General features: G+C 49.9%; 25 protein-coding genes. 1 reads left to right on the top strand and 24 read right to left on the bottom strand.

The genetic code is table 11. The features are described from left to right. Positions 1-2: 2 nt before the first annotated feature. The 7 genes from KJS57_RS12255 to KJS57_RS12225 all read right to left on the bottom strand — a co-directional run bounded on the left by KJS57_RS12255 (position 3) and on the right by KJS57_RS12225 (position 5,604). Positions 3-1,007: a sensor histidine kinase gene (locus tag KJS57_RS12255; RefSeq protein ID WP_213655012.1), complete on the bottom strand. Its 1,005-nt coding sequence runs from the start codon at positions 1,005-1,007 to the stop codon at positions 3-5. Then, positions 1,004-1,705 (bottom strand): response regulator transcription factor, encoded by a 702-nt coding sequence (locus KJS57_RS12250; RefSeq protein WP_211020825.1) that lies wholly within the window; start codon positions 1,703-1,705, stop codon positions 1,004-1,006. The genes KJS57_RS12255 and KJS57_RS12250 overlap by 4 nt, the downstream gene beginning before the upstream one ends. A 168-nt stretch (positions 1,706-1,873) precedes the next feature. After that, complete coding sequence (locus tag KJS57_RS12245; protein ID WP_213655011.1) at positions 1,874-2,551, bottom strand: NAD(P)H-dependent oxidoreductase; 678 nt, start codon at positions 2,549-2,551, stop codon at positions 1,874-1,876. Positions 2,552-2,590: 39 nt separating this feature from the next. Then, complete coding sequence (locus KJS57_RS12240) at positions 2,591-3,274, bottom strand: hypothetical protein (protein WP_213655010.1); 684 nt, start codon at positions 3,272-3,274, stop codon at positions 2,591-2,593. A gap of 221 nt (positions 3,275-3,495) precedes the next feature. Next, complete coding sequence (locus KJS57_RS12235) at positions 3,496-4,593, bottom strand: hypothetical protein (protein ID WP_213655009.1); 1,098 nt, start codon at positions 4,591-4,593, stop codon at positions 3,496-3,498. A gap of 28 nt (positions 4,594-4,621) precedes the next feature. Further along, positions 4,622-5,074 carry an anti-sigma factor gene (locus KJS57_RS12230; RefSeq protein ID WP_211020829.1) on the bottom strand — a complete coding sequence of 151 codons (453 nt, stop codon included), beginning with the start codon at positions 5,072-5,074 and terminating at the stop codon, positions 4,622-4,624. Next, the gene (locus tag KJS57_RS12225) at positions 5,071-5,604 is read right to left on the bottom strand and encodes an RNA polymerase sigma factor (RefSeq protein ID WP_244861508.1); all 534 of its coding nucleotides are present in this window, start codon (positions 5,602-5,604) and stop codon (positions 5,071-5,073) included. The genes KJS57_RS12230 and KJS57_RS12225 overlap by 4 nt, the downstream gene beginning before the upstream one ends. 343 nt (positions 5,605-5,947) lie before the next feature. Here KJS57_RS12225 and KJS57_RS12220 point away from each other — a divergent pair, with 343 nt between their 5' ends. Next, positions 5,948-7,105 carry an asparaginase gene (locus KJS57_RS12220; RefSeq protein WP_213655008.1) on the top strand — a complete coding sequence of 386 codons (1,158 nt, stop codon included), beginning with the start codon at positions 5,948-5,950 and terminating at the stop codon, positions 7,103-7,105. A gap of 148 nt (positions 7,106-7,253) precedes the next feature. Here the strand turns inward: KJS57_RS12220 and KJS57_RS12215 are convergent, their stop codons facing one another. The 17 genes from KJS57_RS12215 to KJS57_RS12135 form a co-directional block, all read right to left on the bottom strand. Further along, a complete protein-coding gene (locus KJS57_RS12215; protein WP_213655007.1) occupies positions 7,254-8,159 on the bottom strand; it encodes an ATP-grasp domain-containing protein in 906 nt (301 codons plus the stop codon). A 462-nt stretch (positions 8,160-8,621) separates the two neighbouring features. Further along, the gene (locus tag KJS57_RS12210; RefSeq protein ID WP_213655006.1) at positions 8,622-9,311 is read right to left on the bottom strand and encodes a DnaD domain-containing protein; all 690 of its coding nucleotides are present in this window, start codon (positions 9,309-9,311) and stop codon (positions 8,622-8,624) included. Between the two features lie 21 nt (positions 9,312-9,332). Beyond that, positions 9,333-10,628 carry an asparagine--tRNA ligase gene (asnS, locus tag KJS57_RS12205; RefSeq protein ID WP_211020833.1) on the bottom strand — a complete coding sequence of 432 codons (1,296 nt, stop codon included), beginning with the start codon at positions 10,626-10,628 and terminating at the stop codon, positions 9,333-9,335. Between the two features lie 55 nt (positions 10,629-10,683). Next, complete coding sequence (locus KJS57_RS12200; RefSeq protein ID WP_213655005.1) at positions 10,684-11,889, bottom strand: acetate/propionate family kinase; 1,206 nt, start codon at positions 11,887-11,889, stop codon at positions 10,684-10,686. Then, on the bottom strand, positions 11,886-12,758 hold the full coding sequence (locus KJS57_RS12195) for a 3-hydroxyacyl-CoA dehydrogenase family protein (protein ID WP_211020835.1): 873 nt from the start codon (positions 12,756-12,758) through the stop codon (positions 11,886-11,888). The genes KJS57_RS12200 and KJS57_RS12195 overlap by 4 nt, the downstream gene beginning before the upstream one ends. Before the next feature lie 137 nt (positions 12,759-12,895). Beyond that, positions 12,896-14,398 (bottom strand): AAA family ATPase, encoded by a 1,503-nt coding sequence (locus tag KJS57_RS12190; RefSeq protein ID WP_211020836.1) that lies wholly within the window; start codon positions 14,396-14,398, stop codon positions 12,896-12,898. Further along, positions 14,391-14,924 carry a hypothetical protein gene (locus tag KJS57_RS12185; protein ID WP_213655004.1) on the bottom strand — a complete coding sequence of 178 codons (534 nt, stop codon included), beginning with the start codon at positions 14,922-14,924 and terminating at the stop codon, positions 14,391-14,393. The genes KJS57_RS12190 and KJS57_RS12185 overlap by 8 nt, the downstream gene beginning before the upstream one ends. A gap of 488 nt (positions 14,925-15,412) precedes the next feature. Continuing rightward, entirely contained in the window at positions 15,413-15,898 is a 486-nt protein-coding gene (locus KJS57_RS12180) for a cell wall elongation regulator TseB-like domain-containing protein (RefSeq protein ID WP_211020838.1), read from the bottom strand. 61 nt (positions 15,899-15,959) lie between these two features. Next, entirely contained in the window at positions 15,960-17,261 is a 1,302-nt protein-coding gene (locus KJS57_RS12175; RefSeq protein ID WP_213655003.1) for an amidohydrolase, read from the bottom strand. Beyond that, a complete protein-coding gene (locus tag KJS57_RS12170) occupies positions 17,239-17,901 on the bottom strand; it encodes a redox-sensing transcriptional repressor Rex (protein ID WP_213655002.1) in 663 nt (220 codons plus the stop codon). The genes KJS57_RS12175 and KJS57_RS12170 overlap by 23 nt, the downstream gene beginning before the upstream one ends. A 37-nt stretch (positions 17,902-17,938) precedes the next feature. After that, positions 17,939-20,797 (bottom strand): ATP-dependent DNA helicase DinG, encoded by a 2,859-nt coding sequence (gene dinG / locus KJS57_RS12165; protein ID WP_213655001.1) that lies wholly within the window; start codon positions 20,795-20,797, stop codon positions 17,939-17,941. 187 nt (positions 20,798-20,984) lie between these two features. Beyond that, positions 20,985-21,614 carry a tetratricopeptide repeat protein gene (locus tag KJS57_RS12160; RefSeq protein WP_213655163.1) on the bottom strand — a complete coding sequence of 210 codons (630 nt, stop codon included), beginning with the start codon at positions 21,612-21,614 and terminating at the stop codon, positions 20,985-20,987. Positions 21,615-21,722: 108 nt separating this feature from the next. Beyond that, positions 21,723-22,106 carry an aspartate 1-decarboxylase gene (gene panD, locus KJS57_RS12155; RefSeq protein ID WP_213655000.1) on the bottom strand — a complete coding sequence of 128 codons (384 nt, stop codon included), beginning with the start codon at positions 22,104-22,106 and terminating at the stop codon, positions 21,723-21,725. Continuing rightward, positions 22,099-23,004, bottom strand: a complete 906-nt coding sequence (gene panC / locus KJS57_RS12150) for a pantoate--beta-alanine ligase (RefSeq protein ID WP_213654999.1) — start codon at positions 23,002-23,004, stop codon at positions 22,099-22,101. The genes panD and panC overlap by 8 nt, the downstream gene beginning before the upstream one ends. Beyond that, positions 23,001-23,870, bottom strand: a complete 870-nt coding sequence (gene panB / locus KJS57_RS12145; RefSeq protein ID WP_213654998.1) for a 3-methyl-2-oxobutanoate hydroxymethyltransferase — start codon at positions 23,868-23,870, stop codon at positions 23,001-23,003. Before panB ends, panC begins: the two co-directional genes overlap by 4 nt. 278 nt (positions 23,871-24,148) lie before the next feature. Further along, the gene (locus KJS57_RS12140) at positions 24,149-25,123 is read right to left on the bottom strand and encodes a biotin--[acetyl-CoA-carboxylase] ligase (protein WP_213655162.1); all 975 of its coding nucleotides are present in this window, start codon (positions 25,121-25,123) and stop codon (positions 24,149-24,151) included. Continuing rightward, positions 25,107-26,429: a CCA tRNA nucleotidyltransferase gene (locus KJS57_RS12135; protein WP_213654997.1), complete on the bottom strand. Its 1,323-nt coding sequence runs from the start codon at positions 26,427-26,429 to the stop codon at positions 25,107-25,109. Before KJS57_RS12135 ends, KJS57_RS12140 begins: the two co-directional genes overlap by 17 nt.

Raw genomic sequence — 26,429 nt, 5'->3', positions numbered from 1 at the left:
CCTTACTCCTTTGTAAGGTTGCTAAATTCGGATCGGAAGATCAAACGGACCAATGTACCTTGACCGACGGCGGATTCCAGTTCCACCCGGTGTCCGAGCTGTCCGCAAATCTGTTTCACAAGATACAGACCCATCCCTGTGGACTCTCTGAAATTCCGCCCGTTCTCTCCCGTAAAATAAGCGTCAAACACACGCGGCAAATCGCTGTCCGGTATGCCCACGCCTTCGTCCCTGATTTCGAGAAACGCCTCATCTTCCTTACGGTAGCCCCGGATCGCAATGGTTCCCGGCTCATTGGCAGTATATTTGACCGCATTTGTCAGAATTTGCGTTAGCACAAACGTAAGCCATTTTTCATCCGTGGCAATGAATAACGGCTCCTTCGAAGTAAACTCCAGCTGCGGGAATACTTTGCTGCGGATAAAAAGCCGCTTTTGCGCCGACACGGCCGCGCGCACAAGACTCTCCAGGTCCAGCTTCTCCACCACGAAATCATGGGAAAAGGAATCCAGTCTGGCTGTATACAGAACAAGATCCAGACCTTTACGCAGCCGGTCCACCTCATCTCCGATTGCCGTCGATCTTGAATCGTCGCTATCCTGGACCATGAGATGAATGACGGACACCGGCGTCTTCATTTGGTGGACCCATTGTGTAATGAACTGTAAATGATGATTGATTTTATGCTGCTGGCGGTTCAGTTCGGAGACATAATGCCGGTATTGCTTCTTTAATAACCGGTGCAAGTATTCGGATAGCGGCGTCTGAGGCGACACTTCCTTAAAAGCATCCAGCCCTTCCCCCTGCTCCAGACAGCGGTAAAACGAACGGTTACTCATGTAGCGGAACACCAAATACACGGCCAGCAAGCATCCGCTAAGCAGGGCGGCATAAAGCACCATAGCGATGTTGCGGTAGCCGTCCAGCCAGTATACTCCGGACACGGTCAAAAGCTGGAGAATATAAAACGAAAATAAAGGCCGCTGATCCTTCAAAAATAGCTTCACTGTTTCTCCTCCCAGCGGGGAACGAGCCGGTAGCCCTGACCGCGCACGGTCTGAAGCGCATCCTCGATGCCTAGCGCAGACAGCTTTTTACGCACCCGTGTAACATACACATTCAGCGTATTGTCGTCGACAAAGGTCTGATCGTCCCATATTTTTTCGAGCAATCGGTCGCGGCTGACGATTTCTTCCCCCCGCTGCATCAGTTCCTCCAGCATTTTCACTTCCGTCAGACTGAGCTCCACTCTTTCATCGTTCAGACTTAAATAAAGGCGATCTTTATCCAATCTTAAACCGTCAAAATTCACGCTCCGCTCCCCGCCTCCTCCGGCATACGTCCCGTAGGCTCTGCGCAAATGACTCATGATCTTCGCGATGACGATATCATAATCGAACGGCTTCGTAATGTAATCGTCCCCACCGTTTTCCAGGGCCATGACCTGGTCCATTTTCCCCTCGCGTGCCGAAATAAACAGAATGGGACAAGTGGAGAGATTGCGAATCTGCCGGCACCAATAATACCCGTCGTATTTAGGCAAGTTCACATCAAGCAATACCAGATGCGGGGCTGCCGCTTCGAACTCCTGCTTCACCCGGTCAAAATCTTGAACGATATGCGTACTATAGCCGAACCTTTGCAAATATTCCTGCAACAGCACGGCCAGTCGTTGATCATCTTCAACGATAAATATTTTGAACATATGATAATCTCCTTTACTTGCCCCTAACATCTAATTCGATAGATCATCTTATATAGAACCTTCACCCTGACTGCATTGTAACAAAAATAGGCCCTTGAAAGGAAATAGAGAGGCCCTGCAGCCAGCGCAGTCCTCTCTATCTTTCCTTTTGTTCAAGTTCAAAACTACCTACTCCACCCATTCAATCACTTCTTGCGCGCATCGACGGGTCTTATCGGACGGAGCATGCAATCGATAGCCAAACGCCGCCATAACCGATATCCCGAAATGTTCAGGATCCATAATTCCTTCCGCAGCTAACAGTTCATTGATTTTTGCTCTGTTGAATCCTTCAATAGGGCAGGAATCAATGCCGATTAAGGCGGCAGCGGTCAACATATTACCTAATGCAATATAAGTTTGTCGGCAAGCCCATTCGAACATCACTCTGGGATCGTCCTCGATGGCTATGCTTGTTTTCAAAAAATGATCATAGTTTTCCCGCTTGGCCTGTGCAATTTCGTGAGGGAGCTTTTGGACATCGTCCAACATGCGCTTAATATAATCAGAGCCGGCAACCATATCCTTCGGCAATCTCGTCAATATAATCATAAAATGACTGGCCGACTGTAGCTGCCTTCTCGCTCCAGTTGCATACTCCGCAAGTTTGGAACGAAGTTCCTTATTTTGCACAACAACAAACTTCCAGGGTTCAAAGCCATAGGAGCTAGGCGACAATCTCCCGGTCTCCAATATGTAATCGAAATCAGCGGCACTTATCTTCTTGTCAGGATCGAAATCTTTCGTTGCGTGTCTGAATTGAAAGGCTGATAGGACTTCGGTTTTCTTGGTTTCTTTATCTATCATTATTTAAACTCCTTAGTTGAATATTCGTCTTTGAGTTCATCAGTCGCCCAGCTTGGTTTCATATTCATCTAGCTTCTCCATGACTCCATTCACCCATTCCTGGTCATCCCACAATTCAGGATTATCAAGTCTTCTTTCCGCAGGGTGACCCGTTGCCATCGTATCGACGCCATCTTTGTTTCCAAAATACAAATCTTCGATTTTTAATGACTTGTTTACAGATTGAATTAATAGCTTGCAGCTCATCCCAGAACCCTGATTTAAAAAGGATAAATCGAGACGATAAAGATTGTTGTCCAGCCTCTTAAACTGTACTTCTTGAAACTCATTACTCAGGCCGAAGGTCACACTAAATCCACCTTTTAATACCTGCCGCTGTTCTAGCTCCAGCATTTTATTAGTGAATTGAAGGAGCTTGTCCTTAGAGATATAGTTATTAAACGATACTCTTTCCTGATTGGCAACAGCCCCGGTATAAAGATTTACGAAGGATTTTCCAAAGTCCTCCATTGTATCGTGATCATCTTCACCAAGTTGATCTGCTTTCAGCGTAAACTCTTGATTAGCCAATTCACTTAGTAGTTCTGCTTCCGATTTCTCAGGCGATTCAACTGGAGCTTCTATATTGGATATAGATTCTTTTGTTGAATGATTCTCCTTTTGAGAACAACCTGTAAGGACTACAAAAATCAATACCGCAATAACTAACGTAGATTTCTTCATAGTACCACCCTCCATCGGTAAGGCGAGCTTCAAGACAAATCATCCAGTCTCTTTGCGCATTCTCTTCTAGTCTTCCTATTATCAGAATACACTAGATTTCTCAACCACAGGGTAAAAATAAAAATAGGCTTGTTATCGCATTTGGCAATAACAAGTCTATTTTCTGACTATACTCTCTAGTTGACTACCTAGTTAAGTTTCTACGTCTAACAATTTTGACTTTAAATCTCCTCGTCATCCCACTTCAAACTTTGTACCCGATTGCGGCTCGAGAGCAGTTTGATACCCCCGCCGATCAAAATTACAGCCACAAGAACCGGGCGCAAGTATTCGCGAATCATATATCTAAGCTCAAGATAAGGGAACCAGCGGTCCAGCGCCGGGACGATAAACTCCATGCCCACATAGTAGACACCCAGCAGGAGCAAGGCAACCCCCAGCCAATGCTGTCCGTTTCCTCTACCCTTAATCAAAGGAATATCCTCCATGGGAAGAATGCCATACCTGCTAGTCTGCTGCAACCCGTCAAAGAAGCTGTAAAACCAGATCACAGGCACTAAGAATAAAAAGAGGGACAGCCTCAATACATCGATGATATAAAAGCTTCCGAGAAACAGCACCATCATCTGCAGGCCGCGTTTTTGCATGCCCAGGTACATTTGTCCGGCTCCGGGAAAAGCCGAGAGCAGTGTGGCGAGCACTTTGCTGCGCCGACCCTCGATGCGTCCGGATTCCCATTCATCCAGCAGGGAGCGATCCTCCACAATTTCCCCGGCTTGCTTGCGATGAATGAGCTGAACGGCATCGAACATGCAATACAGCCAAATGATCGGCAGCAGTGCCAGGAAGAGCAGGAACACGGTTTCGTGCGTAATGCCGGTGACGAAGAACATCATGGTGATCAGGCCAAAGAACATGATCAGGAAGGATAATCCCCGCTGCATGAGACCCATTTGAAAATGGCCCAGACCCGGAATAAAGGACAGTAATATCGTAAAGAAACGTTCGGTTTCAGCATCCCCCCGTCTGCCGCCCCCTCGTGGGTCATAAGGCGATCTTTCCTGAGCCGCAGGCTCGCGAAGCATGAGGATAAGCAGGTCAAGCATGGATATGACCCAAAGAATCAATTCCATGATAAGGACGGCCAGAAAAAACTCTCCTTCATTGGTAGCCAAGGCGATAAGAAATCCACCGAGCAGTCCGCCAAAAAAGAAAATCGGATAGAGTATCCCCCTTGCTTTGCGCCCCCAATAGAAATGGCCCAGACCCGGGATAAAATTCAATAGAAATGCCAGCATTCGGCTTCGATAATAAGTCAATTTCGTTCATCCTTTCTTTCAATCACTTTTAAGGAGTGTCGGACGGCTTAATCTTTTCCATCCAGTTCGTTGCCCGTTGCATAAGCTGATCGCTCAGCGGAGTATCTCCCGCCTGCCGCTGGACAGCCGCATTAGCACCGGCCGACAGCAAATCGAACACGCCTCCGCCAAGCAATAACAGTGTTATGGATGCGGCGATCACATAGTGGACCAAAGGATTTTGCCAACGTTTGCGGTGTTCCTTGTTGGCATGGCTCCGGGCTTGAGCGGGAAGCGCGGAAAGCACGTCATTAGCGAAACGCTCTTCATCAAGGAGACTCGGAAGCTCGTCTTGGTTGGCCATGAGTTCCGTCATATAAACCTGAAACATAGCATCATCGTCCTGCAGCAACTGATCCAGCTTTTCAGCCCTTTCCGGGCTCAGTTCGCCGCGGATATATGCTTTCCACATTTCTTCAGGTGTGTTGCCCGTATCTTTCATCGCCATTCCTCCTCCTTCCAATGCTCGCGAATCCAGGCTCTGGCCCGGTAAAGCTTCGATTCTACGGTTTTTACGGTCTGTTCCAGATCACTCGCAATTTGTTCATAGCTTTTGCCATCCAAATAAAAGGCCGTTACCACTTGCCGGTGTCCCGGCGGAAGCTCGGATATTTTCGTATGGAGCTCGCTTCTTCGTTCGTCAATCATCATTTCCTTAAGCAGATCGTCCTCCACCGCGGGTAGCTTTTCAGCCACATCGGCGGGATCCCACTGTTCTTCGCGCCGCCGGTCTCTGCGCCGTTTGAAATCAATCGCTTTGTTGATTGCAATTCGTGTTACCCACGATTTAATTCCTTGAGAACGGTAAGCGGGGAGAGATTTATAAACTTGAAGGAACGTTTCCTGCGCGGCGTCTTCCGCCTCTTTCTCGTCATGCAAAACGGAATACGCGGCACGGAAAACGAAATTTCCGTATTGTTTAACGAATTCGCGAAAAGCGGCTCGGTCGCCCTGCCTCATTTTTTCTATCAAAGACTCCTCGCCAATAACTCTCCCCTCCTTCCAATAGAATAGACGACACCAATTGGGCTTACCCCTGCAAAATTTCAAAAAAATATTTCAACTCAATCGCAGATTATTAACTCGCGTTATATTTCCTAACACATAAACCCTCAATTTCTATTCATGTTTATTTAATAAATAGAGAAATACCTCGATTTTATTAGCATTAATAAGATTTAAACGCTTTCTTTCATACATGTTAGATTTGTTAATAATCTTAACATCAATATACAATTCAAACACAGTTAGCTTATTTCGTGTTAGTTATTATTACATAAGGCTGACTAATACACACATTGTGGAGGTTGAACCAATGAACAAATGGAAATCGCAAAGCTTCAAAATGCTTCTTGCCGCAGGACTGGCATTTTCTGCGGTACTACCGAGTATCCCATTGTCCAAGGCTTTCGCAGCCGAAGTTTCTATCAGAGGCGAAATAACAAAAGCCGAAAAAAAGATGCCAAAGGTCCAAGTCATCGCCACAGGCGGGACGCTGGCCGGCAAATCAACGGACGAAACCAGCTTTACTACTTATAAGGCCGGCACGTTGTTGATTGAAGATATGGTTAAGTCATTGCCTAATAAAGATAAAATAGCGGAAGTAAGTACGTATCAGTTCGGAAATTCCGGTTCCAGCGCTTATACCATTCAACAGTTATACGAGTTGTCACTAAAAGTCGATGAAGCATTGAAAACGCAAGATGGCGTCGTAGTTACCAGCGGCACCGATACCATGGAGGAGATCGCTTATTTTCTGGATCTGACGGTAAGAAGTCCTAAACCTGTTGTGGTCACCGGCTCCATGCGCCCATGGACCGTTATCGGGACCGATGCCCCGGCAAACCTGTACAACGCCATTAAACTTGCAGCTAGCGGTAAAACCAAATACTTCGGCACCGTTTTGATGTTAAACGATGAATTTCATGCAGCTCGCGAAGTCACCAAGAATAATTCATACCGTACCGACACCTTCGTTACCCCGGAAGTCGGAGCACTCGGTTATATCGACGAAAATAATATCAGGGTTTACCGCGCTCCCTTCCGGGCTTTAAAACCTGCCAGCGAATGGTCCACCCCATTTGATCTCAGCAAAATCACCAAAAATGATCTAGCCAAGGTGGAGATCGCTTATTCCTATCAGGATGCCGGTCCAGGTGCCATCAGCGGTTTTGTAGCCAATGGCGCTAAAGGTATCGTAACCGCTGGAACCGGGGCGGGCGGGATTTCGAAAGCCATGAGTGAAGAACGTGCCAAAGCGATAGAGCAAGGTGTTATTTTTGTAATGACCACGCGCACGGGTTCGGGCAGCAACTATTCCAGCGGGAAAGGCATCATCGCCGGAGACAATCTGAATGCCGCCCATGCGAGAATCATGCTGCTGCTAAGCTTGTCCTTCTCCAAAGACTTCGCCACGATCCAGGATTGGTTTACGACTTACGGGTATGGACAAATTGAAATACCCGAGAAATAAGCCCCTCCGTACAGACTCGACTAGCAGGAGAAGCCCCTCTCCATGTATAGAACGAAGCAAAAGCAAATAAAGACTGCAATTCCCGCACACAACAAAACCATTCCCAAAAGAAACTATTCTTTCCCGGGAATGGTTTTTCTTTTTCAAACTAGAAACGATTCAGTCTCACTCTTAGAAAATTGTAAATTTCCTCGGAGATATTCACATTGCAGCAGGACTCGATTCCTTCAAATCCCGGCGAAGAGTTAGCCTCGCATATTTTATAATGGTCTCCGTCAAACAGTAAGTCGATCCCTGCAATGTCCAAGTTCAGTAGACGGGAAGTCTCAAGGGCCAGCCATTCTATTTCCGGATTGATTTCATAAGGCTCCACCGTGCCTCCGCGAGAATAGTTCGCTTTGAAGCTATCGCTGCCGGAATTTCGCTTCATGGCGGCGACCGCACGTCCACCGATCGTAATAACGCGTAAATCCGTTCCCCGGCTGGACTCTACGAATTCCTGCAAGATCATCGTGGCATTTTCCTTATAAGCGTTGATCATCTCCAGAAGATCGATAAAGTTCGATTTGTTCTCCGCCAGAAACACTCCGCTGCCTTGGGAACCGGAAATGGTCTTTACCACCACCGGAAATCCGAGGTGCTTTTCTACCAGATTGACATCCACCTTGGAGCGGATCAGCATCGTTTTGGGAACCGGCAGATTATGCTCCGCCAAAATTTGCTGGGTATACAGCTTGTCCTTAACCGTATCGATACTTTGGGAAGAGTTGAAGGTTCGTACACCAAGTCGTTCCAGATGCCGGATCAGGGCTAGTCCAAAATAATTCGTGCCCGCTCCCATTCTCGGCAGTACGAAGTCGGGAAGCTGCAACACCTCTCCGTCGACCATCACGCTTTTGCGGTCATCCCGTGTAACGATCAGTTCAAATTGCTCAGGCGCAAGTACGCGGATATCGATCTCCTGCCGCACCGCCTCTTCAACCAGACGTTTGATTTCAAACGTCTCGGGTTTTACATCCTGGGGTAAATGCTTGTAAATAATCCAACCCTTCAACGGTCAAGCCCCCTTAATAGAATGCTAACTTTGCACATTTTTAACATATCATATCCGTGATTGATTTATATGATATTATTGTAACTTTCATGTAAAAAGTGTGTTTCATTCCTAAAGGACTTCGGTCCCCTCCCGCTTGCCCCCATACCTTCGATGGATAATTTCCAACAAGCTCTCCCTTATGACAGGGGATTCGGATGCTATATTGGATAATTTCCAATGAAATCGGTGTTGCGCATCAAATTCCCTCTATAATCTCAGCATTGGTTGGCTTAATTCCAATCAAGCTTGGGCTTCTCTGTCTTTTGGCGGTTGTTCATTGGATTTTGTCCAATGAAACATGGATAAATGTTTAAAAAACACAACAAAGACCTCCGAATCCTGCTTCGGAGGTCTTTGCATATAAACTATTTACTGATTCAACATCATTGCGGAATTTTCACGCTGCCGCTAACAACAGACTTACCGACCGCCGTTACGGAACTTTTGCGTGTAGGCCCTCGCATCTTCCGCGGTCTTAACGCGGTTGCGGCTCCACTCCAGCAAAATGCGGTCGATGTAGCGAAAATGAACTTTGCCGGCAAAGACCGCTTCCTTTAGCGCCAACAAAATCAATTCCTCCAGATAACCGTCCTGGTCCACCCAGCCGGAAATCGTTTCGCACTCCATCGGAGATAACGGACGGGCGAACTCTTTCTCGAAAATAACGAACAGGTTCCGTTCCTGCTCGCCGCGTTGCAACCCTGATAATTCCTTCTCCAATTTCTGCTCATTAATCGCTGCGGAACGCTCCTCAGCCAGATGCTGCCCAAGCTTGACGTACATGCCCGACAAATTGTAAAACTCCGAATGAACTCCGGACGACTCTTCTCTGGCTTCGTCGATACTGAGCCAGCCCTCCTTCATCAAACGGCGGATGACCGGGGCAAGCTCGCCTGGACTCGTGCCCATCCGCCGTTCCAGTTGATCCATGGTCGGAAAGTCATTGCGTTCAACCTGCTGGAACGCAAGCAATTGCAGGAGCAGCATGGCCTCCATATCGGTTAATCGGAGATTCCGGTAATGAGCCAGTAGCGCAAAGGGAACATTCACTATGCCCGATTCCAGGCCGAACGAGATCCCTTTGCCCCATACTTTCCAGCTATCGGTCATACCTATGCATTCTCACCTTTCTTATGGATACAGGCGGTACAATGTACGAGGGAACGGTATAGTTTCCCGTACATGGTCCAGTCCGCAAATCCACGCTACCGTACGTTCCAATCCCAGTCCGAAGCCGGAGTGCGGCACGGAACCGTATTTTCTCAGGTCCATATACCATTGATAGGTTTCCATGGACAGGTTATGTTCCTTGAAACGGGTCTCCATCAGCTCAGGATCATCGATCCGCTGCGAGCCGCCGATAATTTCGCCGTAGCCTTCCGGGGCGATCATATCCGCACACAGCACGACTTCAGGACGATTCGGGTCCGGTTTCATATAGAATGCCTTGATGCCGGCAGGATAATGGGTGATGAACACCGGCTTGTCATAGCGCTCGGCAATCGCCGTTTCGTGAGGAGCCCCGAAGTCTTCACCCCAAGGGATGTCAAAGTCCTGCGTATGCAGATATTCAATCGCTTCATCATACGTGATACGCGGGAACGGCGCTTTAATGTTTTCCAGTTTGGAAACATCGCGGCCCACCGCTTCCAGCTCCGTCCGGCAATTGGCCAGAACCGATTGCACGACATGAGAAATAAATTGCTCCTGTACCTTCAGGCTTTCCTCATGATCCGTAAACGCCATTTCCGGTTCGATCATCCAGAACTCGATCAAGTGGCGACGCGTTTTCGATTTTTCCGCACGGAATGTCGGGCCGAAAGAGTACACCTTCCCGAGCGCCATCGCCGCAGCTTCCATATACAACTGACCGCTTTGGGTCAAATAGGCGTCTTCTTCGAAATATTTAGTATGGAACAGGTTTGTTGTACCCTCTGCGGAAGTCGGGGTCAGAATCGGCGGATCCACCAGGGTAAAGCCGTTCTTGTCAAAGAAATCCTGTACCGCACGGATAATTTCCGAACGGATCACCATGATCGCCCGTTGCTTGGACGAGCGAAGCCATAAATGACGATGGTCCATCAGGAAATCGACGCCATGCTCCTTCGGAGTAATCGGATAATTTTCAGTCAAGTGGATGATTTCCAAATCGGTTACGGTCATTTCATATCCCGATTGGCTGCGCGGTTCTTCACGAATCACGCCCGTTACGTACATCGATGATTCCTGGGTCAGGCTCTTGGCATTATTCCAAGTGTCCTCGGACACTTCGCTCTTAACGACAACCGCCTGGATATACCCGGTTCCGTCCCGCAGCTGAAGAAACTGGATTTTGCCACTGGAACGCTTGTTGTTCAACCAACTTCCGATCACGACGGTTTGCCCGACGTGCTCGTTCACCTGACGGATCACAGTTTTGATCGCCATGCTTCTATCTCTCCTCTAAGGTCCCTAATATTAAATCTGCTTACCTGCTTACAGATTACTTCATTTCTTGAACGATGCGCAACGTATCGCGGGCGATCACGAGCTCTTCGTTCGTCGGAACAACCAACACTTCCACCTTGGAATTCGGTGTGGAAATTCTGCGCGGGTCTCCCGAGCGGATTTTGTTCAATTCTTTATCGATCTCAACGCCGAGATAAGTCAGGTTTTCGCAAACCTTTTCCCGTACGATCGCCGAGTTTTCGCCTACGCCGGCCGTAAATACAATGACGTCGACGCCGTTCATTGCCGCTGCATAAGAGCCGATGTATTTGCGAAGGCGGTATTCATACATTTCAAACGCCAGCGTCGCATTCGGTTCGCCCTCTGCCATGCCGTCGGTAATATCACGCATATCACTGCTGGATCCCGAAATCGCCAAGAGTCCGCTGTGCTTGTTCAGCATGGAGTTTACTTCGTTAATCGTAAGCTCTTCCTTATTCATGACAAAAGGAACAATCGCCGGATCCAGATCACCGCTTCTCGTACCCATGATCAACCCTTCCAGCGGAGTCATCCCCATAGAAGTGTCCACGGATACGCCGTCCATGACGGCGGTCAAACTGGCACCATTACCGATATGACAAGTAATGATTTTCAAATCCTCAATCTTGCGCTCTAAAAATTCCGCGGCTGTCTTGCTTACGTATTCATGCGAAGTGCCATGGAAACCATAACGGCGGACTTTATGTTTCTTGTACAGCACTTTCGGGATAGCATACAAATAAGCCTTCTCAGGCATCGTTTGATGGAACGCTGTATCGAATACTACGGTTTGCGGTACGTTCGGCAGGTTCGCTTCAGCCGCTTGAATCCCCATCATACAAGCCGGGTTATGAAGCGGAGCCAGGTCGAACAAACGGCGGATTTCGGATTTCGCTTCGCCGGTAATCAGGGCAGAACCTTTAAACGCTTCGCCGCCGTGAACAACGCGGTGTCCAACAGCATCGATTTCTTCGATCGAGGCAAGCACGCCGTGCTCTTTATCGACCAGTTTCTCAAGCACCTTACGGATCGCCGTCGTATGCTCCAGAATGTCGCTGACTTCCGTAACCTCTTCCTTCCCTGTCGGCTTATGCGTCAGGATGGAGGAGTCCATGCCGATCCGCTCCACCAGACCTTTGGCCAATACGGATTCGTCGGTCATATCATAAAGCTGATATTTAAGGGAAGAGCTTCCCGCGTTAATTACTAGAACTTTCATATCCGGTCACCATCCTTGTCGTATTTGAAAAATCCTTCGCCCGTCTTAACCCCGAGGGAGCCCGCGCGAACCATTTTCTTCAACACATAAGAAGGACGGTACTTCAGTTCCCCGAATTCGCGGAACATGCGTTCCAGAGCTGCCAGGACGGAGTCCAGACCGAAACGGTCGGCCATCTCAAGCGGTCCGTATTGGAACTGGTACCCGATGCGCATCGCGTCGTCGATATCCTCGGCAGTAGCAACGCCCTCGCCCAGAACATGCAACGCTTCGTTGATCATCAGACAAATAATCCGGGACGTTACGAAGCCCGGCGATTCATATACCATGATTCCGTGTTTATCGACAACTTCATCCACAAATCGTTTCGTTTCTTCAAATGTGGATTCGGATGTTTTGAGCCCGCGGATAATTTCAACCAGATTAATTTTAGCAACGGGATAAATAAAGTGCATGCCGATCACGCGCTCCGGATACATTGTCGAACCGGCGATTTCGGTCAAACTAAGCGTCGATGTGTTGCTCGCCAGAATAATGTTGCTCGGGCAAACTTGGTCCAGCTGTTTGAATACCTCTTTCTTGGCATTCAAATCCTCCGAAATGGTCTCGATCACCATATCGCAGGTTCCGAGTTCGGCAAAATGAGTAACTTTATGAATTTTGTTCAAGATCAGCTTTTTCTCGGCCTTGGTAATCGCCCATTTCTCAAGCTGCTTGTCCAGACTCGTTTCTATCATGCTATACGCATGGTTTAATTTTTCGGTCGTTTCTTCAACGAGTAGCACATCGAGTCCTTTGGCTGCCAGCATTTCGCTGATCCCTTGGCCCATCGTGCCGCCACCAATGACACCTATTTTTTTGAAGTTCATGGTCCTCTCGCTCCATCCTTTCATGGTCTCTCCATAATATTGTACCCCTGATGTCGAATAATACATCATTTTATACCCAACATATAATAATATCTTAGCACGGCCGAAAAGTAAAAAAAAATAACCGGCATAAAGAATTATGCCGGTAAAGTTAAGCTGTCACGAAATTGACAACGGAATTGGTCTCCGGAGAGACGTTCTTCTCTTAGAAGGATTTCCAACGATTGATCGAACACAGCTGAATTGTCGACCAAAAGCTGTTTTGTCCGTGCTGCGAGGTCGTCCAGAATTTTGGAATTCTCGTTCATCAGCACTTCCTTGGTGACCATATCCATATGGATGATCCCGAGTGAAGTAAGGCCGGAAGTCATCATCGTCTGCACCAGGTTCAGCGCCTGCTCGAAATCATTGCTCGAGCCGGTGCTCCGGCCGCCGTAATAGATTTCTTCCGCCGCCGCTCCAGCGAGGGCGATCATGATCTGACCTTCAAGATACTGCTTCGTATACAGGTATTTCTCTTCCTGCGGATTATGTCTTACATAACCGAGTGCTCTGCCGCGAGGGCTAAGCGCTACCTGGTTCACACTGCCCGGTGCCACGACTTCGGCCGCTACGGCATGTCCCAGTTCATGAACCGCAACCCGGCGTTTTTCTTCTTCCGTCGATTGACGGTCCGTCTTCTCACCCATCATGACCTTATCGATCGCCATCGAAAGATGACGCTGGTCAATCACGCTACTCTCATCACGCATAGCGTAAATCGCCGCTTCATTCATGACGCTCTCGAGCTGGGCGCCGGAGAATCCGTACGATTCCTCGGCAACCTTCTCCAGATTGACGTCGGACGCAATCGGTTTGTTCTTAGCATGCAGCTCAAGGATGTGACGGCGTCCCTTCTTGTCGGGCAGATCGACCTGAATATGGCGGTCGAACCGGCCTGGACGCAGCAGAGCGCTGTCCAGCATCTCTTTACGGTTGGTTGCCGCAATCAGCAGGATACGCGGTGTTTCGGACGTATAAATACCGTCCATCTCGGTCAACAGCTGATTCAGCGTTTGATCATACTCGCGCTGTTGGCCGCCTTCCCGCTTGCCGCCGATCACATCGATTTCGTCGATAAAAATGACGGCGTTCTCTTTATTTTCCTTAGCCGCGCGAGTGCGCGCATCTTTGAACAAGTCTCGGATCCGGCTGGCGCCGACCCCTACATACATCTCTACGAATTCACTACCCGATGCCGCAACGAACACGGCATTTGTATACTGAGCCGCAGCCTTGGCCATCAGAGTTTTACCGGTTCCCGGAGGCCCCGTCAGCAAAATCCCTTTGATCGGCCGAATGCCGAATTTTTTGATTTCTTCATGCCGAACCATAAAATCAAGCGCTTCGCGCAATTCCTGCTTGGCGCTGTCTTGCCCGCCGATTTCGTCGAAAGTCAAATTGGACGAGCCGATTTTTTTGCGTTTACGTTCCTGGGAAGCCGTGGCAACGATGCCGCCGCGCATCTTGACCGCCGCGAACAATGCCCCCAGCATAACTATGCCGACAAGCAGCGGAATGACATTATATCCGATAAAAGCGAGGAAAATGAACAGGACGGGTACAAACCCGGCCGCCAGCTCCAGCATCCACTTACGCATTCGGCCACACCCCCATATTCTGCGATACGCGAGGTAAAATAATAAATTTGCTCGCTTGTCCATCACTCAGCGTAATATAGACGTTCCGATCGTCCATTTCAGCCTTGGCTGACAAGTTGCTGTCTTTTTCCCGCAATTTATCCAGAGTGTTGGTAATACCGGTATACTCTTTATTTTCCATCGCCTGCGCGATCGGGAACAACGCCTCTTCCCACAAATCGTTAAGCTCCTGAGATGCGTTATCTTGCACTTCCAGCTTCAACTCCCGATTTCCGATCCACTTGCGGCCGTCATTCTGAATTTGCTTCACCAGACTGCCAAAATCGGTTCCCGGTTCTAAATTAAGTTTCACCAGGGCCTGTTTCTGGGTAATATCTGTTTGAACGCTCTTCACACCCTCGTATTGATTCAATTTATTTTCAAACGGGCTCTCGACAGCCCATTGCTTATAGGCAAACCATCCTCCGAATAATAGAGTCGCGGAAACAGCCACGCTCGCGATAATTGGTCCAACGCGCAATTTCACGGCATAATCCCCCTTGATGTAATATTAAATTCATATATCAAATAATACATTCAAACCACATTAGTATATATATCAAACTTACAAATATGAGTATATCACATCGTATATACATTTTCGAATAAAGTTGTGAATATATTTAAAATTTTTATAAAAGTGCATGTTCAAAAAGTCAGGTTTGCAGGACCGAAGCGTATACTCTCGAAGTGCGTTTTTGCAAAACGCTTTAGGTCGGATGAAGTTAGGGACTGAGTAGCGGAGCTAAACGTTTTCGTAGAAAACGACTTCGTAAGCATTTGCTCATGGGGTACGTGAGCAACGGAAGGCCCGGCTGAATTCAAGATTCGACGTCGAATCCGCTTCATGATCCCCTTCGTCTTGGAAAGATGACTTTTAGAACAACCTATAAAAAACAGCCTTGAACTGAAGCACGGACCGCTTGACAGGTCCATGAATTCAGCGCAAGGCTGTTATTATTTCTTATGCAACATTTACCGGTTCGGCAATGTGAATACCTCTTCCAACGCCTGGCCGTCGCTAAACCGGAAAAAACGGTAATAATGATGCGCCTTTTCCTTATAAAAAAGCTGCCAAACCAATTCATTGTTGTAGATACCCGGCATAAGCCGCACGACTTCAATACCGGGATATTGATCATGTATGATTGTACGGACTTGGCTTTCCGATACGCCCTCGGACAGCGGCTTTACTTCAGCCTGCCCGCCCTCCGGCAGCCAGACCATGATCTCTTGTCCGTCTGCATCCTTGCCTTCCACTACCCAGCATACTTTGTCCCAGACCGATTTCCACACTTTTTCGGCTTCCGTCAGTCCGGTTTCCTGTCTGGCCCGTTGAACGGCTTCATTCTCTCCTTGCCATATATCCTCGTGGACATACAGATAAAAGCGGTGAAGGCCAATGAGCACCAGCACCAAAATCACAATGGAGAGCAGGATCCATTTGGTTCTGTTCTTCAACCTACTCTTCCTTTCCCCGATGCCGGCTTATTCCGGTTTCTCTTTCATACCCTGCGGCATGTTATCGGCCTAACAGGCCCTCAAAGGCAGCCTGGGCTTCAAACCGGACCTTCTCCTCGTCAAGTGTCAGACAAGCTCCGTGCTTAACTACCTGCTTACCGTTCACCCAAACATGCTCGACATCCTTCGAACCCGCCGAGTAAACGGCATGGGAAATATAATCCGTCCGCGGCAAGAAATGGGCTTGCTCCGTATTCAGCGCGATGAAGTCCGCCTTCATGCCCGCGGCCAGTCTGCCCGTATCTTGAAGGAAGAGCGATTTCGCTCCGTATTCCGTACCCATTCTGAGCGCTTCCGCAGCCGGAACTGCGGTCGGGTCGCCCGAGACTCCTTTGTGAATAAGAGCTGCCAGGCGGATTTCCTCGAACATATCTAGGTTATTATTGCTAGCTGGTCCGTCTGTGCCCAGGGATACGGTTACGCCCGCTTTAAGCAGGTCCGGTACGCGGGCAACTCCGCTTGCCAGTTTGAGATTGCTGCCCGGGTTATGGGAAACGGCCACATTGTGCGCCGCCAAAATTTCGATCTCCTCATCCGTCAAATGCACGGCATGTGCCAAAAGTGCCGGACGGCTGAACAATCCCAGGTTCAGCAAATGCTGAACCGGACGCAATCCGTAATCCGCTACGTTCTGCTCGACCTCGGCCCGTGTTTCCGACATATGCGTATGCAGCGGCAGATTCAGGTCATGTGCCGCCTGAACGATCTTCTCGATATAATCCGGCGGACAGGTATAAGGCGAGTGCGGCGACATCATCGTCGTAATCCGCCCGTCCGCTTTACCATGCCAATTACGGGCAAAAGCCACCGCCTCATCCAGCTTGTGCTGCTGAACGTCAGGCGGGCATAGCCCGATGACTCCGCGCGTCAGTACCGCCCGGATCCCCGATTGCTCGACAACGGAAGCCACTTGGTCCATGTGATCGTACATATCCAGGAAGGTCGTTGTTCCGTCTTTCAGCATTTCCAGAACGGACAATGCTGTGCCGCGGTAGACATCCTCCCCGGTAAATTTAGCTTCCATCGGCCACATTTTTTCCTGCAGCCAGGTTTGAAGCACCATGTCATCCCCATAACCGCGAAGCAAAGACATGGCGGCATGACCATGGGTATTGACGAGTCCCGGCAAGAAGAGCAGGCCTTTACCGTCGAAGGTTTCGGCGCCCTCCACGCCTTCTTCCGGGCGCTGTTCGCCTATATAAGTAATCGTGCTGCCTTCTACCAGCATATATCCGCGAATGACCGGCTTCTCCCGGTCCGGCACGGCGAAGGTTCCGTCTTTAATCAACCATTTCCGATTCATGTTCCGAATGTTCCTTTCCTCCGTTCAAATAATAAGCAAGACTCATCAAGTCGGTTGTGAAATCGGCCGCATGCACCCGCACCTCAGAAGGTACCTTAAGGATCGTGGGCGCAAAATTCAAGATAGCCCCAATTCCAGCGGCCACAAGCTGGTCAGCTACTCGCTGGGCTTCCGCTGCGGGAACCGTAATAATTCCGATCCGGATCTGGTTGCCTCTTACCGTATCCACCAGATCTTCGATCGGTTGAATCGTGATATTGTTGATCTGGGTACCGATTTTACCAGGGGATGCGTCGAATACGGCGACGATTTTCATATTGTCCTTCAAATAAGCGTTGTAATTCGACAATGCTTGTCCGAGATTACCGGCTCCGATCAAAGCCACGTTGATCTGCTGGTCCAGGTTCAGAATCTGGCGGATTTTCTCGATCAGATAGGAAACGTCATATCCGATCCCCTTTCGGCCAAAGTCGCCGAAATAAGCCAGGTCTTTACGGATTTGCGCCGGATTGAGATCCAGCTTTTGTCCGAGCTCCTGGGAAGAAACCGTCGGGACCTCCCGGCGGCTCAGTTCATTAAGAAAACGTAAATACACCGGCAATCTGCGTACTACGGCGTCAGAAATTTTTTCCGATTTCATTTGGTTATCCCCCTAATAGGCGCGATTTGAAGAACGTTTATTGTTCCTCTGCGTTCAGCCATTCCGAAATTCGCGGAATCATCTGCCCGAGCGGCATATGCTCCATTTTCGGTCCGGGCAAAGAATATAAAAAGTATTTCCCGTAGTAAGATTCCAAGATGCGTGTATCGTAAACAACCACGATCCCGCGGTCCTGCGAGGACCGGACCAGACGTCCGAAGCCCTGCTTGAACCGAATGACGGCTTGCGGAACGGACAGCTTCATGAACGGGTTCTTCTTCTGCTGCTGCAGTCGTTCGCTCTTTGCCTCCACAAGCGGGTGGTTGGGCGGCTGAAAAGGCAGACGGACGATAGCGAGACTCGTCAAAGCTTCCCCCGGAATGTCCACGCCTTCCCAGAAGCTGCTCGTTCCGAGCAGCACCGAAGCATGTTGTCCCTGGAAGCGACGGGTCAGCTTGGTCCGGCTTCCGCTATCCATTCCCTGCCCGATCACGGTAATTCCTTGTCCGGCCAGCAACTCCTTCAAAGGATCATATACCTGCCTCAGCATCCGGTACGAAGTAAACAGGACCATCATACGGCCCTTCGTTACCACCGCTGTGTCGGCGAGGGACTGAACCAGGGTAGCCACGAAATGATCGTCCCCTACACTTCCCTTTACGCTCGGAAAGTCCCGCGGAATGACCAGCAGCGCCTGTTCCCGGTAATTGAACGGGGAAGGCAGCATCGAAGTAATCAGTCTGTCCTCCGCCGCGGCTTCGGTTAATCCAAGCTGATCTATCATATACTGGAACGATTTGTCGACCGACAACGTAGCCGAAGTCATGACTACACTTTTCTTTTTGTCGAAGAAATAACCCTTCAATTGCGCGCTCACGTCGATCGGAACCGCGAAAATTTGCAGGGACCGGCTACGATAATTGCCGTTTCCTTCAATCCAGTATACCGTATTCTCGTCCTCCAGCTTAATAAAAAATCGCAGCGCTTCGCGTTCGGTTCCGAGATCCTTCAAGAGTCCGCTAATATCGGTGATCAGGCTCTCATAGCCGTAATCATGGTCGTCTTCCTTAAGCTCGTTGATCATCCGCTCGCCTTTGCGGAGAACGTCGCCCATAGCCACAAAAATTTGATTCTCCAGCGCGGCAAGCGTATCCCACGCCTTCGGTTTCTTTTGCGGCAGCAAGCGCAGCACAAACTGTCCAGGATCCCCTGGCGCTGCATCGCTGCGTTCAGGCATCAGCGTAAACATCAGCTCGGCCAGCCGATCCCAGTTCTCCTTCACATCCACAAGGGTCGGATACAATCCGTCAATAACCGAACACCATTCCGCGGATTTCTCACTTCCCGATTGCTGCAGCATACTGCGCAGGTTCGGGAATTGCCCGGTTTTACTATCCTTAAACAGCCGGGTGAGCGTATGGACAACGGTAAAATACTTCATTTGAAGTCCCAAATGCTTGCCTGCCACTTCTTCCAAATGATGCGCTTCGTCAATTACCAGACGTTCGTATCCAGGCAGCAACTGGTGGCCGGCTTGAATATCGGTGAACAGCTTGGAATGGTTCGTAATGACCACATCGGCAACACCCGCTTCATGCTTGGCCTTGTGATAGTAACATTTGCGGAACCACGGGCAAGAGCGGCCAAGGCACGAGTCCGATTCACTCGCCACCGTTTCCCAAAAATCTCCACCGCGGTTTCCAAGGTTCAGCTCCTCGTCGTCGCCCGTCTCCGTATGGGCCAGCCATACGATCATCTGGGCGGCCGTCATCACCTCTTCTTTAGGTGTCGCAAAGTCTCTTCTATTAATTTTATGTTCAAATTTGCGCAAACACAAATAATGCTGTCTTCCCTTGAATACAGCTGCGCTGAACGGAAAAGGCACGACCTCCGTCAACAGGGGCACATCCCTTTCCCTCAGCTGCTCCTGGAGGTTGATCGTATGCGTGCTGACCATTACCTTCTCATCATTCTTCACGCTGTGGTAAATAGCCGGCAGCAAATATCCGAGCGATTTACCCGTTCCGGTCCCCGCCTCGATCAGCAAGTGCTTATCTTCGTCAAAAGCCCGGGTCACCTCGTTCAGCATCAGGTTCTGTGCTTCGCGCTCCTCATAATCGGGCAGCTTGGCGCGCAGCTTCTCCCGGACCTGCTCCATGAATTGCTCAAAGGACACATCGCGAAGCGGATTGCCAAGCATGGAGTTTCTGGCAGGCTCGATGTCCATCCAGTCCTCCACCTGCAGCGCAAACTGCCGGTAATACGTATAACCGTCAGGGCTTTGATCGGCCTCCCGTTCTTTTTCTTGAAGCATGGCATCAAAAAACCAGCCCAGATCGCTGTCTTCTCCGGCAAAAAGGTCTGACAACCTTTGCAAGACAATCAGCGGCAAATCGGCCAGTTCCTCGAGACATTTCAAGAAAATGAGCGCGGTCGCCAAAGCATCGCTATCCGCCTGGTGGGGCCGGTCATGCTCTACCCCAAACTCGGATGCGACCATTCCCAACTGATAAGTGGTCAACGAAGGGAAAAATATTTTCAAAAAATCCATCGTATCGAGAATGCGTCCCGTAAAAGGCAGATACCCGGTTTTATCGAGTGCACTCTGTAAATAATTAAAATCAAAAGCGACGTTATGTCCCACAAGAACGGCGTCGTCAAGTAACGGCACCATTTCCATCATGACTTCGTCCAGATCCGGCGCATCCTTGACATCGTCTTCCGAAATTCCCGTAAGTCCCGTAATAAAGGGAGGTATGGGTATTCCCGGCTTCACATAGGAACTATAGACCCGGGATACTTTCAAATCTTCATCTATAATGGCAAGCCCTGCTTGAATAATTTCATCAGAGGACTGGTTCCCCGTCGTTTCAAAATCGAGTACGGCATATTTCATGAGTTCCAAAGTCCCTTTCGTTCCAGTCTCTTTTACAGCATAACAGAAGTAAGCCGTTTTGAAAATTCCGGTGTAGACGGTATCCCCGGCAATGCGGACACAATAAAGAGCGATGCTCCCCCATTGAAAGGGGACATGCACCGCTCTTCTGAATCATGGCTTTTGTAACTCAGGTGACCGGATTACATTACAGCAGCGACGTCAATTCGTTTCCGTACTGGAGCTTCCCGGAGCTCTTCATACAGGCTTCCAGATTGGCCAAAGGCTCGGGCAGCGAAGGATCATGATAATGGGCCAAAGTAAAATATTCCTTCGCTTTCGTGCGCACGCCTTGCCGGGCTTCAATGCAGCCGAGCGCGTTATAAATAATCGAACGAAGTCGTTTACTACCGGAACCCTCCAGCACTTTCCAGAAATGAGCAACCGCTTCTCCAAACTGTTCCAGATGCATATGGCACATCGCCAAATAGGTTCGAACCACCGTGCTTTCTGGATAGGTTTCCAAAGAAATCTCAAACTGAGGCAATGCCTGGGAAAACATTAAAAGTTTATAATACCCTTGTCCTTTAATAAAAGCAGCGCAATTCATTTCGGGAAGCTGGGCGCTTTTTCCGCTGTCCGGACTTGCCCAGCTCTGGTGGAAATCGCCCATTTTCTCTTCAAAATTAAGCCATTCCTCAATAATGCCGTCACTCATATGCTTGAGCAAATGCCATTTCTTAGCCAGTTCTTGCTTCTGGTCGCCTTGGGCAACAGGGTATAAGGTCACGATTTCATCCAACATGTCATTCATTTCCGCAAATACATGCTGAAACATCATTCGCATCCCACCTTTAACGAAAATGAAAGCAGCTTGAGCCTTACGTTCATTTTTTGTCTTTGGCGGGCTTTTCATTCCCGGAGGCATTAATTGCATACGAAGGGGTTAGCGTACCGTCGCGTGCAGCTCCTGGCTCCCGGTTTCGACCGGAAAGTTATTCTCGTCCACGAACACGACCGTAGGCTTGTGGCTTCTCAGCTCTTCAGGCGACATTTGTGCATAGGAGATAATAATGACCTGATCGCCGGGTTGCACCAGCCGTGCAGCGGCTCCGTTCAAGCAAATGACCCCGCTTCCGCGCGGTCCCGGAATAACATAGGTTTCCAGCCGGGCACCATTGTTGTTGTTGACGATTTGCACCTTTTCGTTTTCAAGCAGATCGGCCGATTCCATCAAGCTCTCGTCGATCGTAATGCTGCCGATATAATTTAAATTCGCCTCCGTTACGGTAGCGCGGTGAATTTTCGATTTCATCATCGTTCTATACATGCAGCGCCTCTCCCTTCTTCATCAAAATTACGTTATCGATTAAGCGCGTCGTTCCGAATTTTACGGCCAGCGCAACGAGGACCGGTTCTTCCGCATCCTTGAGAATTGTCGACTCCTCAACAGGATTCAAGCGCGGATAATGGACAATCTCCACATAATCGATTACCGCCTGTGGCTCGGCCTGAATCGCCTCCGTCAATGCCTTGAGTGCTTCCCCCGCAGTAATGCTCTCACCGGCCTCCACGCCGGACTGCAGCTTCTGCAGGCTTCTGGATAACACCTTGGCTGCTTCCCGCTGCTCAGCGCTCAAATACACGTTACGCGAGCTTAACGCGACGCCGTCGCTCTCGCGGATAATTGGACAAGGTATGATCTCGACATCGAAATTGAGATCCTGAACCATTTGCGCGATCACCGCCGCCTGTTGTGCGTCCTTTTGTCCGAAATATGCGTTAGTAGGCTGAACAATATGAAGCAGTTTGCCCACGACAGTCGTCACTCCGTCAAAATGTCCCGGGCGTGAAGCTCCACACAACCGCTCCGTCAATCCCTCCACCTTGATCTTTGTCGCCGTAGGATGGGGATACATTTCTTCCACGCTTGGCAGGAACACGGCGTCCACGCCTTCGCGTTCAGCCAGCGCCAGATCCTTGTCTTCATCGCGAGGATAGCGGTCGAAATCCTCATTCGGTCCGAACTGGATCGGATTCACAAAAATGCTAAGAACGACGATTTCGTTATCCTGACGTGCCCGCTGCAGCAAGCTCGCATGGCCCTCATGCAGAAATCCCATCGTAGGAACAAGTCCCGTTTTGGGAAATTTTCTATCTTTAGCGGCTTTAATCCGCTCGATCTTTAAGTATTCCTTTAGTTCCCTGATCTCTCTAAACACTTTCATGACCGGGACTCCACCTTCCCTTTGCCGTATAATTGCTCGATCACACCGTCTTCGGCGGCAAACCCGTGTTTTTCTTCCGGAAACGCTTTGCCCTTCACTTCACTTACATATTGTGATATGCCAGTGCGAATCTCGGCACCGATATCGGCGTAAGTTTTGACGAACCGCTTCTCCCGGTAATCCGAGCCGTATTTCAGTACATCATGAAATACCAGCACTTGACCGTCAACCTTCCGGCCGGCACCGATGCCGATCGTCGGAACGGAAATCTGCTCCGTAATTGCTGCGGCTACTTCTTCTGTCACCAGTTCCAGAACGATGCCGAACACTCCGGCGCTCTCCAACGCCTTTGCTTCCTCCAGCAATCGCCGGGCATCGCGCTCATCCTTACCCTGTATGCGATAACCCCCGATCTGGTTGACGGACTGAGGCGTCAACCCGATATGGCCTAGTACAGGGACACCGGCCTCAACAATTCTTCGAACCGCAGGGGCAATTTCGGGGCCGCCCTCCATCTTCACGGCATGGGCGCCGCCCTCCTGCATGATCCGCCGCACGGTCTTCAGAGTTTCATCAATACTTCCGTGATATGTCATAAAAGGCAGGTCGGCTACGATAAAGGTATGCTGCGCTCCGCGGGCAACCGCCCGGGTATGGTATACGATATCGTCGGTCGTTACCGGTATGGTGGAATCATATCCGAGCACCACGTTCCCGAGCGAATCGCCGACCAGCAACACGTCGATGCCCGCCTCTTCCGCCAGCTTGGCGGAAGGATAGTCATAGGCGGTAATCATCGTAATCGGATTGCCTTCCTGCTTCATTTTTTTCATCTTTACAATGTTCAGTGGATGTTTAACAGCCATTGTTTCTCCATCTCCTCCGGCTTTCCGGTCGTGAGCGTTTCGTTCGCGGACACGCCAAAAAAACCTTTTAGTTTAGGCACTAAAAAGGTCCGAAATCCAAAGAAGAGTCACTGTCGCTCGTTCTTTCTGTCTCGGTCCTCTTCGGCTCAGAGCAGAATCCAACGTCACCGTGGAAATCTCATCAACTCAAAATAAGCTATATTGTGCCCTCAAGAGTGCAATTCGAATACCGATATCGCCTCTTGAGGACAGTATAACAAAATGTTTTGCATTTTTCATCATGCAAGTTGTACATCTCCTGAGAAAATCGTGATGATATTGCCTGTATCGTCCAGCAGAACCAGCGCGCCGGTCTCGTCTAAAGCCTCGGCCGTCCCCTCGGTCTCGCCGCGTGGGGTCTTCACGGTCACGCGCTTGCCTAACGTCACCGATAAGGCTTCCCATAAATGCCTGATAGGTGCGAAGCCTTCCTCTTCATAGAGATTGTAGAGCTGCTCCAACTCATTCATTACGGCCGAAATCAAGGTTGCACGGCTTTGAGTTTGGCCGCTCTCAATCTTGAGCGAGGTAGCGACTGTATGAAGTTCGGTAGGCAGTTCTTCCAGCTCTACATTGACATCGATCCCGATACCGGCGATGCAATATTTGATCCGCTCATCTTCGCCGACGGATTCGATCAAGATCCCGCATATTTTTTTGCCTTGAACCAGCAAATCGTTCGGCCATTTGATTCCCGCATCCACCCCGGTAACTTTTCTAATCGCCCGGCACACCGCCACAGCGGTCAACAGGGTGAGCTGCGGCGCAAATGACAAGGGACGCTGCGGTCGCAGGAGCAAGCTCATCCATATCCCTTTACGGGCTGGAGAATACCATCTCTTCCCTTGGCGGCCGCGGCCCCCGGTTTGCTCCTCGGCGATGACCAATGTTCCTTCGGGTGCGCCCTCTTCCGCAAGCAGCCTTGCTGCCTCCTGCGTCGACGACGTTACTTCCATCAGGTTCAAATGTCTGCCGAAAGATTTTGTTTGGAGTCCTTCCAACACATCGCCTTCCTCTAGCTTGTCCGGTGCAAAAACAAGACGGTACCCTTTACGGGACACCGCTTCGAATTCATAGCCTTCCTCCCGAAGCTTATTGATCTGCTTCCATACTGCAGTTCGGCTGATTGAGAGGCGCCGGCTGATCTCCTCGCCCGATATATACGCTCCGCGGTGTTCGCGCAGAATGTCCAGCAATCTAAGATGTTCCATTATCATTCACCACAACTTTCGCATGTTCCAGCAGAGTTTCCCGTTCGTTTGCCCAGTCCCCGGCAGCGGCCCCGAGCAGCAAGCGGTTCATTAATTCCCCTAACCACGGACCACCCCGCTTGCCGAGATGTTGCATCACATCCCCGCCGGTCACGGCCAACTCCTGTAGCGTATGGATAACGACTTCCTCATGCCACTTCGCTTCCTCTTGCTCCAGTAGACTGAGTCTCTCATGAGTGGTAGGGTCCGAACTAAGGACTCCCAGCAGAGTCTCCTGACGAAGCAGCCAATTGGCGGCAACCGCTTTTCCGAATGCCAACTGCAGCTCTATCCAGCTTTGCCGCTTGAGCCGCTCTTCCATCCCGGACAATTTCACGGTACTCCAGAGCTCGTCAAACCGGACGAGTGCGGCAGCCATTTGCGCCGCTGCATTGGAGAATGTCCATTCTTTCATCAAGATTGCAGACTCATCCCCAGTTACATCAAGTGCTTGCAGCAGTAGAGACCATCGTATTTCAGGCCGGTCCGGCGAACATCGTTCCAAGGCAGCAATCCATGACGAGCGCTCCTCCGTCTTCGAAAAAGGAATCAGGGCCGCTTGGGGCACCGGTGCCTTCACATATTTGAGCAATCCGCTGCGCTGAAGCATGGCCAGTCCCCGCACCGGATACGGGCCCAGCACGATCTTTTCCAGCTCGGTTCGAATTCGTTCCATGGCGATGAAGGCGATTTTCGATCTGCCGGCGCGCATCGCCGACCATAGGCTTTTCACCGGACGGAACGCGAATACGGATGCGAAGCGGACAGCTCGCATCATGCGCAGGGCGTCTTCGTCAAACCTCTCCGAAGCATCGCCCACGCAGCGAATCAGGCCGGCTTCAATATCTTCGCGCCCGCCGAAAGGATCGGTAAGCCTGCCTTCCCCGTCTCCGGCTATCGCATTCATCGTAAAGTCGCGCCGCTGCAAATCCTCGGTGAGCCTCTCTACGAATTCCACGCTAGAGGGATGACGGTGATCTTCATATTCCGACTCTTTACGAAACGTGGTTACCTCAAAGACATGATCACCAGATACCACAGTAACCGTCCCATGCTGGAGTCCCGTCGGAATGGTGTGATCGAACAGCCTTATCACATCTTCAGGCTTAGCCGAAGTTGCTATATCCATATCATGGACGGGTCGTCCCATAATTTCATCGCGGACACAGCCGCCGACGAAATAGGCCTGGTACCCGTTTTCCAGCAGGCGCGCAAGCACCTTTTCCCCCTGATGTCGCATCAGGGGGTCTGCCATCTTCCATAGGCTCAT

Origin of the sequence: Paenibacillus vini (assembly GCF_018403325.1) — a bacterium.
GTDB lineage: Bacteria > Bacillota > Bacilli > Paenibacillales > Paenibacillaceae > Fontibacillus > Fontibacillus vini.
Note: the sequence above shows the minus strand (reverse complement) of the source record. Positions and strands in the feature narration are given on the sequence as shown.